Source organism: Kitasatospora sp. NPDC032121, assembly GCF_055580145.1.
Window position 1 is genome coordinate 265240 of record NZ_JBVILX010000006.1, and the last position, 13146, is coordinate 278385.

General features: G+C 73.0%; 12 protein-coding genes. 5 read left to right on the forward strand and 7 right to left on the reverse strand.

Annotated elements, in window-relative coordinates; translation table 11 throughout:
- Positions 1-100: 100 nt before the first annotated feature.
- Positions 101-754, reverse strand: coding sequence for a TetR/AcrR family transcriptional regulator (locus ACZ5OX_RS19020; RefSeq protein ID WP_465631201.1), 654 nt, complete (start codon positions 752-754; stop codon positions 101-103).
- A 96-nt stretch (positions 755-850) separates the two neighbouring features.
- Between ACZ5OX_RS19020 and ACZ5OX_RS19025 the strand changes: the two genes are divergently transcribed.
- Entirely contained in the window at positions 851-1633 is a 783-nt protein-coding gene (locus ACZ5OX_RS19025) for an SDR family oxidoreductase (protein WP_465631203.1), read from the forward strand.
- 187 nt (positions 1634-1820) lie between these two features.
- Here the strand turns inward: ACZ5OX_RS19025 and fahA are convergent, their stop codons facing one another.
- From fahA to ACZ5OX_RS19050, 5 genes are all read right to left on the reverse strand, one after another.
- A complete protein-coding gene (fahA, locus tag ACZ5OX_RS19030) occupies positions 1821-3053 on the reverse strand; it encodes a fumarylacetoacetase (RefSeq protein WP_465631205.1) in 1233 nt (410 codons plus the stop codon).
- Entirely contained in the window at positions 3050-4024 is a 975-nt protein-coding gene (locus ACZ5OX_RS19035) for a hypothetical protein (RefSeq protein ID WP_465631207.1), read from the reverse strand. The genes fahA and ACZ5OX_RS19035 overlap by 4 nt, the downstream gene beginning before the upstream one ends.
- A complete protein-coding gene (locus ACZ5OX_RS19040; RefSeq protein ID WP_449788538.1) occupies positions 4021-5223 on the reverse strand; it encodes a homogentisate 1,2-dioxygenase in 1203 nt (400 codons plus the stop codon). The genes ACZ5OX_RS19035 and ACZ5OX_RS19040 overlap by 4 nt, the downstream gene beginning before the upstream one ends.
- Positions 5224-5274: 51 nt before the next feature.
- The gene (gene hppD / locus ACZ5OX_RS19045; RefSeq protein WP_465631209.1) at positions 5275-6489 is read right to left on the reverse strand and encodes a 4-hydroxyphenylpyruvate dioxygenase; all 1215 of its coding nucleotides are present in this window, start codon (positions 6487-6489) and stop codon (positions 5275-5277) included.
- Between the two features lie 231 nt (positions 6490-6720).
- Positions 6721-8199, reverse strand: coding sequence for a phosphoribosyltransferase family protein (locus tag ACZ5OX_RS19050; RefSeq protein ID WP_465631211.1), 1479 nt, complete (start codon positions 8197-8199; stop codon positions 6721-6723).
- Between the two features lie 329 nt (positions 8200-8528).
- Here ACZ5OX_RS19050 and ACZ5OX_RS19055 point away from each other — a divergent pair, with 329 nt between their 5' ends.
- The 3 genes from ACZ5OX_RS19055 to ACZ5OX_RS19065 are packed head-to-tail and all read left to right on the forward strand — an operon-like array spanning position 8529 to position 10004.
- Positions 8529-8897 carry a hypothetical protein gene (locus ACZ5OX_RS19055; protein WP_465631212.1) on the forward strand — a complete coding sequence of 123 codons (369 nt, stop codon included), beginning with the start codon at positions 8529-8531 and terminating at the stop codon, positions 8895-8897.
- A complete protein-coding gene (locus ACZ5OX_RS19060; protein WP_465631214.1) occupies positions 8894-9304 on the forward strand; it encodes a hypothetical protein in 411 nt (136 codons plus the stop codon). The genes ACZ5OX_RS19055 and ACZ5OX_RS19060 overlap by 4 nt, the downstream gene beginning before the upstream one ends.
- A gap of 34 nt (positions 9305-9338) precedes the next feature.
- On the forward strand, positions 9339-10004 hold the full coding sequence (locus ACZ5OX_RS19065; RefSeq protein ID WP_465631216.1) for a hypothetical protein: 666 nt from the start codon (positions 9339-9341) through the stop codon (positions 10002-10004).
- Between the two features lie 108 nt (positions 10005-10112).
- Here ACZ5OX_RS19065 and ACZ5OX_RS19070 read toward each other — a convergent pair whose 3' ends face one another.
- Entirely contained in the window at positions 10113-12206 is a 2094-nt protein-coding gene (locus ACZ5OX_RS19070; protein ID WP_465631218.1) for a sensor histidine kinase, read from the reverse strand.
- Positions 12207-12408: 202 nt separating this feature from the next.
- On the opposite strand from ACZ5OX_RS19070, the gene ACZ5OX_RS19075 reads away from it, so the two are divergent.
- Entirely contained in the window at positions 12409-13101 is a 693-nt protein-coding gene (locus tag ACZ5OX_RS19075; RefSeq protein ID WP_465631220.1) for a response regulator, read from the forward strand.
- Positions 13102-13146: the final 45 nt, after the last annotated feature.

The window sequence follows — 13146 nt, forward strand, 5'->3', positions numbered from 1 at the left end:
GACCTGGTCCCTGCCGGAATCCTGGAGTCCACCGTACCGGGGGCAGTGGGGAGCCCTGATCACCGGGCCGCGTGCGCCGGGGCGGGTGTGCGGTCGCGGCTCAGGGCCAGGCGCGCAGGGCGAGTTCGGCGGTGCGGGCCAGGTCGGCGGCGGTGGCGCCGTCCCTGGCCTGCTGGGACATGCCCTGGAGGACCGCGCCGAAGTAGCCGGCCAGGGCCTTCGGGTCGGCCTCGGGCGGCAGTTCGCCGTCCTGCCGCGCCCGGCGCAGCCGCTCCTCGAAGGTCCGCAGGTTCCCGTTGCGCCGCTCGCGCAGCTGGTCCTGGATGCCGGCGTCCTGCGGGGTGACGTTGGTGGCCGCGGAGATCACCAGGCAGCCCGCCGGGTGCGACGGGTCGGCGTAGACGGCGGCGGCCTCGCGCAGGATGCGGGCGAAGGCGCCGTACGCGGTGGGCTCCTCCGCGAGGGCGACGGTCGCGAACGCGCCGACGGGGGAGTGCCCGTACTGGCGGACCACCTCCTCGAACAGCGACCGCTTGTCGCCGAAGGCCGCGTAGAGGCTGCCGGGGCGGATGCCCATGGCGGTGGTGAGGTCGCTGACCGAGGTGGCCTCGTAGCCGAGCTGCCAGAACAGCCGGGTGGCCGCGGCGAGCGCCTCGGAGCGGTCGAAGGCCGGCGGGCGACCGCGCCGCGGGGGTGGCGTGGAGCCGGTGGTCCCGCCTCCGGACGCCGCTGTCGCCGTGTGGTCCTCTGCCATGCGCTGAATTTTAGAGCATCCACTCAAGAAATGTGTGCTAGCTTCTTTCTTGAGCGGTCGCTCAACAATTATCCGTGGCAGCAGAGGGGGCTCGACATGGGCGAGGACAGGCTTCAGGGCAGGCTTCAGGGCAGGACGGCGCTGGTCACGGGTGCCAGCAGGGGGATCGGCCGGGCCATCGCCCGCCGGCTCGGGCGGGACGGCGCCACCGTCGCCGTCGGCTACGCCCGGGACGTGGCGGCGGCCGAGGAGGTGGTGGCGGGCATCCGCGCGGACGGCGGGCGGGCCTTCGCGCTGCCCGCCGCGCTCGGGCGGCGTGGCGACGCCGTCGCGCTGTGGGAGGCCTTCGACGCCCGGATCGGCGAGCACGCGCCCGCCGGGGGCGTCGACATCATCGTGAACAACGCCGGGATCGGGCGCAGCTCCGACCTCGCCGGCCTGACCGAGGAGGAGTTCGACGAGGTCTTCGCGGTCAACGTCCGCGCGCCGTTCTTCATCGTCAAGCACGGGCTGGAGCGGCTGCGCGACGGCGGCCGGATCATCAACGTCTCCAGCGGCCTGGCCCGGCTCGCCATGCCGGAGATCATGGCCTACGGCGCCACCAAGGGGGCGCTGGACACCTTCTCGCTCAACCTCGCCCAGCAGCTCGGGCCGCGCGGGATCACCGTCAACTCCGTGGCGCCCGGGATCATCGACACCGACCTCAACGCGGACTGGCTGCGCGACCCGGAGGCGAGGGCCCAGGCGGCCTCGCTCGCCGCGCTCGGCCGGGTCGGGGCGCCGGAGGACATCGCGGACATCGTCGCGTTCATCGCCTCGGACGACGCGCGGTGGATGACCGGGCGGGTGGTCGACGCCACCGGCGGCTCGCGACTGTAAGCGGGGCAGGGCGGGGCGGGGCGCGGGCGGGGCGGACCGTCCGGTCGGAGACGGGCGAACGACTGACAGCTGACAGATGATGAAATCTGTCAGCTGTCAGTCGTCGGCTGTTATCCGTTATCCGTTATCTGTTGCCCGTCAGCTGTTGCCCGTCAGCTGTGCCCCGGGGCCGCAGCCCCGCGGACTCTCAGCCCCGGACCCGCCCCGTGACCTCGCCGAAGCCGATCACGGCGCCGTCCGGCCCCGGCGCGGTGGCGGTGATGGTCACCTCGTCGCCGTCCTCCAGGAACGTGCGGGTCGTCCCGTCCGGGAGCTTCAGCGGCTCCTCGCCGTTCCAGGTCAGCTCGATCAGCGCGCCCCGGGTGTCCCGCTCGGGCCCGCTGACCGTTCCCGAAGCGAACAGGTCGCCGGTGCGCAGCGAAGCGCCGTTGACGGTCATGTGGGCCAGCTGCTGCTGCGCCGTCCAGTACATGGTGGCGAACGGCGGCCGGGAGACCGGGTGCCCGTTCAGCCGGACCTCCATCGCCAGGTCCAGGCCCCACGGCTCGCCGTCCCGGTCGTCCAGGTACGGCAGCGGCTCGACGTCGCGCTCCGGCGGCGTGACCCGGGCGTGCTCCAGCGCGTCCAGCGGCACGATCCACGGCGAGACCGAGGTCGCGAAGGACTTGCCGAGGAACGGGCCGAGCGGCACGTACTCCCAGGCCTGGATGTCGCGCGCCGACCAGTCGTTGAGCAGGCAGACGCCGAACACGTGCTCGCGGAAGTCGTCCAGCGTGACCGGCCGGCCCAGCTCGGACGGCGCGCCGACGACGAAGCCGACCTCGGCCTCGATGTCCAGCCGCCGCGACGGCCCGAAGGCCGGTGCGGCGTCGGCGGGCGCCTTGCGCTGCCCGTGCGGCCGCACCACCGGCGTGCCGGAGACCACGACCGTGCCCGCCCGCCCGTGGTAACCGATCGGCAGGTGCTTCCAGTTGGGGGTGAGCGGCTCCGAGCCCGGGCGGAAGATCCGGCCCAGGTTGGTGGCGTGGTGCTCCGAGGCGTAGAAGTCGACGTAGTCGGCGACCTCGAACGGCAGGTGCAGCTCCACCTCGTCGGCCGCCAGCAGCGCCGGCGACAGCGCCTCGCGGAAGGACTCGTCCGTGAGCCAGGTGGTGAGGTCCGCCCGCACCCGGGTCCAGACCGGACGCCCCGCCGCCATCAGCGGGTTGAGCGAGTCCGCGTCCAGCAGCTCCGACGGCGCCCCGGCCGCCCGGGCGGCCGCCCCGGCGTCCAGCACGAAGTCCCCGACGCGCACGCCGATCCGGCGCCGACCGGGCCGGTCGGCCGCGGTGAAGACGCCGTACGGCAGGTTGTGCACGCCGAACGGCGAGTCCTGGGCGCTGGCGAGCCAGCTGCCGGTGCTGCTGGGGGTGGTGCTCAACGGTCCTCCTGGTGCAGTGGACTGGGCGAGGACAGCAGGCCGAGCGCGGCCAGGTCGCCCAGGGGCTCGGCGATGCTACACGTGCCGAACGCGGTGAACGAGTTGCGGATCACCGTGATCTGATGCTCCGTCAGTTGGTGCACCGCCTTGGCCAGCACCTCGCCGTCGCGCTCCGCCAGCACCGCGGCGGCCGCGGCCCGGTCGGTCTCCTGCGCGGCCAGCAGCACGTTCAGGAAGCCGTGGTGCTCGAAGCCGGTCTCCGGGTCGGTGTGCCGGACGGCGTTGTGCAGCCCGGCCGTGCACTTGTACGGCAGCCCCCGCCGCGCGCAGCCGGTGAGGAAGGCGGCCAGCTCGTCCTCGTCCGGGAACGCCTCGGCGACCAGCCCGCCGGTGCGGAACTTCGCCCGGTACGGGCTGTCCACCAGCGCGTCCAGGACGGCGTCCAGCCCGTCCCCGCGCAGGAGTTCGCGCGGCAGCTCGACGGCGGCCGGGACGTGCGGCGGCAGCAGCCGGTCCAGCGCGGCCACCGCCTCGGCGGCGTCCCGGACGGCCAGCTCGACGCCGGCCAGCTCGAACGACGCGGCGGCGGCGAGCGCCGGGGCGAGCTCGGCGCTGCCCCCCGGCAGCACCAGCCCGACCTTGAGCGGCCGGTCGCCCGCCGCCGCCGCGTCGTCCGCCCCCGCCGCCCAGGTGGGCGTACCCACCGCGGCAGCCGTATCCGCGACCACCGCGGCCAGTTCGGCCAGTCGGCCCGCCCCGCAGAGGAACGGCCCGACCGCCTCGGCGTACCAGGCCGCGCGGTGCGCCCGGTGCGCGGGCACCGCCTCGGCGACCGGCAGGTTCCCCGGGGGGAACACCGCCGCGTCGTCGAACAGCCCGCGGAACAGCTCGGGGATCGCTGCCGGACCCGGTGCGGGAACCGGTGCGGAAACCGGTTCGGGCAGCGCGCCCCCCGTGGCCGGCGCGCTCATCGGCCCGGCCCCCGACCGGCCCAGGTCCAGGCGTAGTCGGCGTCCTCGCCGGCCCGGCCGCCCTCGCCGAGCTCCAGCGGGCGGAAGGTGTCCACCATGACGGCCAACTCGTCGAAGAACTCCGCGCCGATGCTGCGCTCGTACGCCCCCGGCTGCGGCCCGTGGGTGTGCCCGCCCGGGTGCAGCGAGATCGAGCCCTGGCCGATGCCGGAGCCCTTGCGGGCCGCGTAGTCGCCGCCGCAGTAGAACATGACCTCGTCGCTGTCCACGTTGGCGTGGTAGTAGGGCACCGGGATCGCCAGCGGGTGGTAGTCCACCTTGCGCGGAACGAAGTTGCAGATCACGAAGCCGTTGCCCTCGAAGACCTGGTGGGCCGGCGGCGGCTGGTGGATCCGGCCGGTGATCGGCTCGAAGTCCTTGATGTTGAAGGCGTACGGGTACAGGCAGCCGTCCCAGCCGACCACGTCGAACGGGTGGTGCGGCACGGTGTAGCGGGTGCCCGCGATCCCGTTCGGGCCGCGGTGCTTGACCAGCACGTCGACGTCCCCGGGGGCGTCGACGACCAGCGGGCCGACCGGTCCGCGGAAGTCCCGCTCGCAGTACGGCGCGTGCTCCAGCAGCTGCCCGTACTTGGACAGGTAGCGCTTGACCGGGGTGATGTGGCTGTTCGCCTCGATGCAGTACGCGCGCAGCGGCTCGTCGCCCGCCGGCACCCAGCGGTGGGTGGTGGCGCGCGGGATGATCACGTAGTCGCCCTGGCCGACCTCGATCGAGCCGAACACCGTCTCGACCGTGCCGGAGCCGGACTCCACGTACACGCACTCGTCGCCGAGCCCGTTGCGGTAGAGCTCGCTCGGGGCCCCGGCGGCGACGTACGAGATCCGCACGTCGCCGTTGCCGAGGACCAGCCGGCGGCTGCCGACGACGTCCGCGGACTTCCAGTCCTGGTCCGCGAACAGCTCGTGCAGCTTGAAGTGGCGCGGGAGGAGCGGGTGGTTGGGCACCGTGGACTGGTCCGGCAGCTCCCAGGGCACCGCGTTGACCACCGCCGAGGGGATGCCCCGGTGGTAGAGCAGCGAGGAGTCCGAGGAGAACCCCTCCTCGCCCATCAACTCCTCGTAGTAGAGCCCGCCTTCGGGGGTGCGGTGCTGGGTGTGCCGCTTGGGCGGGATGCTGCCCAGCTGCCGGTAGTACGCCATCTCCGTGGTCCTCCTCGACCGTTCGTCAGAGCTCTCCGACGCTCAAGACGCTCACAGGTTGCCGCGGCGGTCCTGCTCGCGCTCGATCGACTCGAAGAGCGCCTTGAAGTTGCCCTTGCCGAAGCCGAGCGAACCGTGCCGCTCGATGAACTCGTAGAAGACGGTGGGACGGTCGCCGATCGGCTTGGTGAAGATCTGCAGCAGGTAGCCGTCCTCGTCGCGGTCGACCAGGATGCCGCGCTTCTTCAGCTCCTCGATCGGCACCCGGACCTTGCCGATCCGCTCGCGCAGCTCCGGGTCGTCGTAGTAGGCGTCCGGGGTGTTGAGGAACTCCACGCCGCGCGCCCGCAGCACGTCCACGGTGGTGAGGATGTCGTTGGTGGCGAGCGCCATGTGCTGGCAGCCGGGGCCGGTGTAGAACTCCAGGTACTCGTCGATCTGGGACTTCTTCTTGGCGATGGCCGGCTCGTTGAGCGGGAACTTCACCCGGTGGTTGCCGCTGGCGACGACCTTGGACATCAGCGCGGAGTACTCGGTGGCGATGTCGTCGCCGACGAACTCGGCCATGTTCACGAAGCCCATGACGCGGTTGTAGAACGACACCCACTCGTCCATCCGGCCCAGCTCGACGTTGCCGACGGCGTGGTCGAGGGCCTGGAAGAGGCGCTTGGGCGAGCCCTCCGGGTGGGTGACCCTGCTCTCCGCGACGACGTAGCCCGGCAGGTACGGGCCGTGGTAGCGGGAGCGGTCGATCAGGGTGTGGCGGGTCTCGCCGTAGGTGGCGATGGCCGCACGGCGCACGGTGCCGTTCTCGTCCGAGACGTCGTTCGGCTCCTCCAGGACGGTGGCGCCGGACGCGCGGGCGTGCTCGATGCACTTGTCGACGTCCGGGACCTCCAGGGCGAGGTCGACGACGCCGTCGCCGTGGCGGCGGTGGTGGTCCAGCAGCGGGCTGTCCGGCTGGACGCCGCCCTTGATCACGAAGCGGCAGGAGCCGGAGCGGAGCACGTATGACTTGCGGTCCCGGCGGCCGGTCTCCGGGCCGGAGTAGGCGACCAGCTCCATGCCGAAGACGACCTGGTAGAACTGGGCCGTCTGGGTGGCGTTGCCGACCACGAAGACGACCGCGTCCTGGGCGGTCACCGGGAACGGGTCGGCGGCGGCGTCGTGCTCGACGAGGCCGACGAGGCGGCGCAGCTGGTCGGCGTCAAGACCGGCCTCGCGCTCCTCGGGGGTCAGCTCAAGGGCGTGGGTCTGCGGGGTCATCGCTCGTTCCTCCACTTCGGGCCTCGCCGTCGAGGCTTCCGCTGGATCGCGACCGCACCGCGAACGGGTGGGCGGTGTGGTTGCGGAGAGCTTGCTACTGTCGGGGGCCTTGGGCAACAGGTCGGATTTTGACTGCTCAATGTGTACAAGCTGATCAGAAAATCCCGCTGTCGGCTGCGCAAAATGTGCTGCTGACCGGGGATGATGCCCGAAGTCTGTGCAATGGGGCGTTCACGTACTTCCGGGGCCGACGGGGCGCGGGAGGTGCCGGAGGAACCAGTCCGCGGCCAGCTCGGCGACCCTGTCCAGCGTCCCCGGCTCCTCGAACAGGTGGCTCGCGTGCGGCACCACGGCGAGCCCGGTCTCGCAGCGCAGACGGCTGCGGGCCTGCCGGTTGAGGTCGAGCACGGTCGGGTCCAGGGAGCCCACGACGAGCAGCGTCGGGGCGCGGACCCGGGCCAGCGTGTCGGGCCCGGCGAGGTCGGGGCGACCGCCCCGGGAGACCACGGCGCGCACCGCCGGGCCCAGCTCGGCGGCGGTGTGCAGCGCGGCCGCGGCGCCGGTGCTGGCGCCGAACAGGCCGAGCGGCAGCGACCGGGTCTCGGGCATGACGGCTCCCGGGCCGGCTCGTTCGGCGCCGCGCTCCCCGCCGACTCGTTCCGGGCCGTCGTGCTCGAGGCCTTCGTGCCCCCGGCCCTCGTGCTCCAGGCCGTCGTGCTCCGGGCCGTCGTGCCCCGCGCGGTCGCGCTCCGCGCCCAGCTGCCGGGCGACGGCCGTCAGCCGGCCGCCCAGCAGCGCCACGTCGAACACGTTCCGCCGGTCGGCCTCCTCGGCCTCGGTGAGCAGGTCGAACAGCAGCGTGGCCAGCCCGGTCCGGTTCAGGTACTCGGCGACGTGCCGATTGCGCGGGCTGTGCCGGCCGCTTCCGCTGCCGTGCGCGAACAGGATGACCCCGCGCGCTCCGGCCGGGACGGTCAGCCGGCCCGCGAGGCGGGCCCCGGCGACGGGCAGCTGCAGCTCGCGGTCGACCCCGGCGGAGGCCGCGGGCCGGTCGCCACCGGCCGCGGCCAGCAACCGCAGCACCTCCTCGTCCTCGGTCTGCGAGAAGTCGGCGTAGAACTCGCCGATCGCGTAGAACGGGGACGGCGTGTCGACGCAGACCAGCTCGTCGGCGACCTCGCCGAGCCGCTCGGCCCAGTCCACGGGCGCGACGGGCACCGCGAGCACCACCCGGCCCGCGCCACGCTCGCGGACGATCCGGCAGGCCGCCCGGGCGGTGGACCCGGTGGCGATGCCGTCGTCCACCACGACCACCGTCCGTCCGCGCAGGTCGGCGGGCGGCCGGTCGCCCCGGTAGCGACGGGCGCGGCGCGCCAGCTCGGCGCGCTCACGCCGCTCCACCTCGGCCAGCTGCCCGTCCGTGACCGACGAGAACCGGATGACCTGGTCGTTCAGCACCCGGACCCCGTCCTCGCCGATCGCCCCCATGCCGAGCTCTGGCTGGTACGGCACGCCGAGCTTGCGGATCACGCAGATGTCCAGCGGGGCGCCGAGCGCCGCGGCGACCTCGGCGGCCACCGGCACACCGCCCCTCGGCAGCGCCACGACCACGGTGTCTGGGCCGGCCAGGTGGCCCAGGCGGGCGGCCAGCCGACGGCCCGCCTCGGTCCGGTCGGCGAAGCGGGTGAAGTGGGTTCCGGTGACGTGCATGACACGGCCTCCGGTTCCACCGTACGTCGTTCCGCTCGGCTCGGGGCGGTCGCGGGCAGGGGGCTTGCGGGGTGCGTGCGAGGGGGAAACCGGTCCGGACCGGGGCGGCCCTCCTGGCGGGGGAGGACCAGGAGCGGGCCGGGAACCGGGGATGGGAGCGGGCCGGGACCGGGGGTGGGAGCGGGCCGGGATCGAACCGGGATCCCGGCCGGGATCGGGTCGGGAGCCGGACGGGACGACACCCCCGTGCGGCCGGGACAGTGGGCGGCGCACGGTGGATCGCGTAGGTGGGCCGCAGAGCCCGCCCACGAGCGGAAGGAGCGCCCGTCATGTCGGGCACCGTCATCACCGACCTGCGCCGCCGAGGCGCCGTCGACCCCGGCCGCCTGCTCGCCGGACCGCTGCGCGGCGTCGGCCTGCAACGGCTCGACCCGGGCTGGTGCACCGAGTTGGTCGCCGACGGCATCGAGCACGCGATCTACGTCACCGCCGGCTCCGGGCTCGCCGAACTGCCCGAGAGCGCCGTGCACCCGGACCACCCGGAGCGTGCCGGGGCCGGCCTGCCGCTGGTCGAGGGCACCGCGGTGGTGCTGCCGCTCGGCTCGCGGACCGTCCTGACCGCCGGAACGGCCGGGCTGGAGTTCTTCCACGCCCTGCTCGCCGTCCCGCTCCCCTCCCGAGGAGGTGACCCCAGGTGATCGTCACCACGGACACCGGCGCGGCCATGGTCCTCATCGGCCCGAACGGCGAGCGCGTACGGATCCGCTCCCTGGCCCGGAGCCCGATGCTCGCCAGCGCCTGCGAGGCCTTCGACCACCTGCGCCTGAGCCCGGGCGCCCACCACGTCCTCCCGGGCCGGCCCGACAGCGAGACCGTCCTGCACGTGCTGCGCGGCGCCGCCGTCGTCGGCCGACTCTCGGACGAGCCCGAGCACCTGGCCTCCGAAGGAGATCTGCTGCTGGCCCGCCGCGGCCGCGCCCTGCACCTCGAAGCCGGGCCGCTCGGTGCGGAGTTGCTCTGCCTGACCCTCGCCGTACCCCGGCACTCCGCCGGCACCCGGGCCGCCCCGGCCCGGCGCCGCGCCACCCGCCGGAACCGGCCCTGACCGGTCCCACCAGTCCTCGTCGGAGGAACCCCTCGTGATACTCGTCCCCGCCGCCGTTCCCCGCACCGCGCCCGCGTTCCAGCGGCTGATCGACCCCGAGCAGCGGCCGGCCGTCCGCGCCGGACTCACTGTCGAGGCGCTGCCGCCGGGCGTCCGGGTCGAACAACTCCCGTACAAGTCCGTCGAGTCGGTGACCGTGGTGCTCTCCGGCCGGCTGTTCGCGGCCGGCCGGATCCTCTCCCCGGGTGAGGCCCTGCACCACCGGCCCGGCACCTCCTACCGGCTCACCGCCGTCCGCGGCACACCGACCGCCGTGCTCACCGTCCGCCCCAACCCCGCCCGGGCCGCCATCCCGGCCCAGCGATCGGACTCGGCGCCCGCCCGGGACTGGCGCCAGGTCGACGTGGGCACCGTCCGCCTCGACCCGGGCACCACCTGCGGCCCGTACACGGACCGCTCGGCCGACACCTTCCTGCTGCTCCTCTCCGGGGCCGCGGTCTTCCTCGGCGAACTCGGTGAAGTACCGCTGATCCCCGGCGACCTGGTCTACGCCAGGGCGGGCGAGCGGTACGGCCTGCGGGCCGGGCGGCGCGGACCGGTCACCGCCGTTCTCGGCCGCGTCGGCGCCCCCGGCGCCGGAGCGGCGCCGGAGCGGGAGGGCGGGCCCACGCGCCTGGGGCAGGTCGATCCGCAGAGTTGAGAGAAGAGTTGAGAGAACAGGGCGACCTGCAAGTCATTGAGACGGATGACAGATGACGGATGACAGATTTTGAAATCTGTCATCCGTCCGTCATTCGTCACCCGTCATTCAACTGTTCCTGGTCATCGGAGAGCACGGCAGTACGGCCACCACCTGGGTTCCCCCGTCATCCGGCAGCGACCGGATGGTGCACCGGCCGCCGACCTCCGCCGCCCGTTCCGCCATCGACCGCATTCCGACTCCGCCGCCACCCGTTCGCACACGCTGGTCGGCCTGGTACCCCACGCCGTCGTCATGCACGATCAGTGTCAGCTCCTCCGCGTCCACCCGCAGCGTCACACGCGCTGTTCGAGCTCGGGCATGCCGCAACACGTTGTTGAGCGCCTCTGCCGTGATGCGGTACGCCGTGTTCTCCACTGCCGCCGGCAGGTCCGGTAGTGGATCCGATGACAGCTCCACCGTCACGGTCAGCCCGGTCCCGCTGAAGGTCTCCGCGAGTCGGCGTACCGCTCGCGTCAGGCCGAACTCGCAGACCGGCGCGGGCCCGAGCCGGTCGGTGATCCGGCGGACCTCCTTGATCGCCATCCCCAGGCCGTCCGACACCCTGTGCAGGGTGCCCGCGAGCCTGCCGTCGGCCTCCGAGCCCGCATTGTCCACCTGCAGTCGCAGTCCGGCCAGGGCCGGCCCGAGCCCGTCATGGATGTCCCGCCTCAGCCACCGGCGTTCCTCCTCCCGCGCGGAGACGATCTGTTCCCGGCTGGCTCGAAGGTCCTCCTGGAGCCGAAGCGAGGCGACTGCCGGCGAGGCCTGGTCGGCGAGCGAACGCAGGATGTCGACGTCGCTGGTGTCCAGTCGCTGCTCGCCGGAGCGCAGTCCCACGGTCAATGTGCCGATCTTCATCCCGTTGTGGAACAGCAGGAAGTCCTGGCTGAGTCCGCCCAGTCTTCCGGTCGTGGCCAGGGAGCGGTGCCCGGACTGGGTGATGACGGAGAGGGCGACTCCGGGCAGTCGTAGTTCCTCGGCGACCGTTGAGCACAGTGTCTCCGGAATGTGCTCCGGATCGACGACCTGCCGCAACCTCCCGGCGAGCGTTCGCAACACCTGGTACGGCTGTGCGCGCTTGCCGAAGTACAGCCGGTCGACCAGGGCGACGGCTCCCCGCGCCGCACGGGGCAGCGCCGCGCCGAGCGCGTACACCAGGGCGATCAACACCAGGGCTGCCGCGCCGTGGCCGGGGACCAGCCAGTCGGACAGCACGGCGGCGGCCACCACGAACAGCCCGGTGACGCCTGTCCCCAGCAACAGCCCGATCAGGACGTTGCGGGCCGCTCTGTCGAGCCGCCAGCCGTGATGCTGCACGACCAGGAAACCTACGACGGCCCACACCAGACCCGCGACGGCGTAGAGCACATAGGTGAGCCAGAAGTGCACACTCGACAGCCGGGCGTACAGGGCCTCGGTCGCAGCGAAGAGCGAATACGTTCCGAGCATCGCCAGCACCCGGAACCGGCGCCTGCGAGTCATTTCCGCGTCGCTGCCCCGGCTGCGAGAGCGCAGCATTCGAGTCAACAGGACGACCGCCAGGAACCCGAGGAGGCAGTCGTTGATCAGCCGGTCGTGGTCGGCCCAGGTGCCGGCGACGGTGCTGAAGAAGCGTGCCGGAGGGGTGCCCGCCAGCGGATTCGGCCGTCCGAAGGAACGTGGACGGTCGAGCAGCGCAGCCGCGGCCGGAACCGTGTACAGCGAGACGGCCGCGATGTACCACCACCATCGTCGGGTCGTCAGCCGACCGTTCGGTAGCCATAGTGGTAGCGCGTAGATGATCGTCGAGCTGACCGCAAGGCCGATCACCTCGACGACCAGGATGGCGCCGATGAGGCCAGGGGCAGTGACCTCGACCCAGGCCGGTGCGGTCGGGGCGAGGGTCAGGACGAAGCTCAAGGCCCACATCAGGAAGACCCAGCCGAGCGGGCTGCCGGGGCGGTGGGCATGCAGCAGCATGCCCGAGGCGGCGGCCGGAAGGATGGAGAGCAGGTTGAAGAGTGCGTCCCGGGGGACGGACACGCCCGGATCGCCCACGTGCACGAGCACGTAGCAGATCCACAGCGTCGCGACGATGAAGCAGACCGCCGTGACGACCGCCGCGGCGGTCAGTTGCCGCTCGGCCCGCGTGCGGTGCGGATGAGAGATCGCCGTGGCCATGGCATCACCTCTTGGACGGGCTCGGTCACAGGGCACCGGTCCCGGGGACCCAAGCCTCGGCGGCCCGGTGTCCCGGGTGCCTGAGGCACCGGTCTCGGATCCTGGCGCAGGCGGGCCGACACGCCGAGGTGTTCACCAGCATGTCACGGAAAGTCATGCTATCGCCGCTGATAGTGTCGCCCGCGTGGATGAGGAGCAGCCAGTGGAACCTCCGGACCCCAGCGCGGAAAGGGCCGTCCGTGTACTGATCGTCGATGACCACCCCCTCTTCCGGGAGGGCCTCCGGGCGGCCCTGGAGAGCACGGACGACATCTCGGTCGTCGCCGAGGCCGAGCGGGTCGCCGACGTCCCGCGGGCGGTCGCCCGGCACCGCCCGACCGTGGTGATCATGGACCTCTCGCTGCCCGACGGTTCCGGACTGGAGGCCGTCCGGCAGCTCACCACCCAGGAAGCCCCGCCGCCGGTGCTGATGCTGACCATGTCGGACGACGACGGGAACCTGCTCGGCGCCCTCCAGGCGGGCGCGCGCGGCTACCTGGTCAAGGGCGCGGGCCGGGAGGAGGTGCTGCACGCGGTGCGGACGGTCGCGGCGGGCGGAGCGGTGTTCGGCGGCGAGGTGGCCGGGCGGATCACCGCCCTGCTGGCCGGGGCGAGGATGCGCGAGGCGGGACAGCTCTTTCCCGAGCTCACCGCCCGCGAGGCCGAGGTGCTGGACCTGGTCGCGCGCGGGCTGGACAACCGGCGGATCGCCCGGGAGCTGGTGGTCGCCGAGAAGACCGTCCGCAACCACATCACCCACATCTTCGAGAAGCTGCACGTCGCGACGCGCGCGGAGGCGGTCGCCCGGGCCCGCGACATGGGCCTCGGGGACGGCCGGTCCTCCCCGGAGAGGTGAACCGGGGGTGCCGGCGCTCCCCGGAGGGATGAACCGGGGGTGCCG

Bases quoted from the DNA above. Each gene is read 5' to 3' on its own strand.
- ACZ5OX_RS19020 (WP_465631201.1), bottom strand. From the start codon at position 754: ATGGCAGAGGACCACACGGCGACAGCGGCGTCCGGAGGCGGGACCACC.
- ACZ5OX_RS19025 (WP_465631203.1), top strand. From the start codon at position 851: ATGGGCGAGGACAGGCTTCAGGGCAGGCTTCAGGGCAGGACGGCGCTG.
- ACZ5OX_RS19035 (WP_465631207.1), bottom strand. From the start codon at position 4,024: ATGAGCGCGCCGGCCACGGGGGGCGCGCTGCCCGAACCGGTTTCCGCA.
- ACZ5OX_RS19040 (WP_449788538.1), bottom strand. From the start codon at position 5,223: ATGGCGTACTACCGGCAGCTGGGCAGCATCCCGCCCAAGCGGCACACC.
- hppD (WP_465631209.1), bottom strand. From the start codon at position 6,489: ATGACCCCGCAGACCCACGCCCTTGAGCTGACCCCCGAGGAGCGCGAG.
- ACZ5OX_RS19050 (WP_465631211.1), bottom strand. From the start codon at position 8,199: ATGCACGTCACCGGAACCCACTTCACCCGCTTCGCCGACCGGACCGAG.
- ACZ5OX_RS19055 (WP_465631212.1), top strand. From the start codon at position 8,529: ATGTCGGGCACCGTCATCACCGACCTGCGCCGCCGAGGCGCCGTCGAC.
- ACZ5OX_RS19070 (WP_465631218.1), bottom strand. From the start codon at position 12,206: ATGGCCACGGCGATCTCTCATCCGCACCGCACGCGGGCCGAGCGGCAA.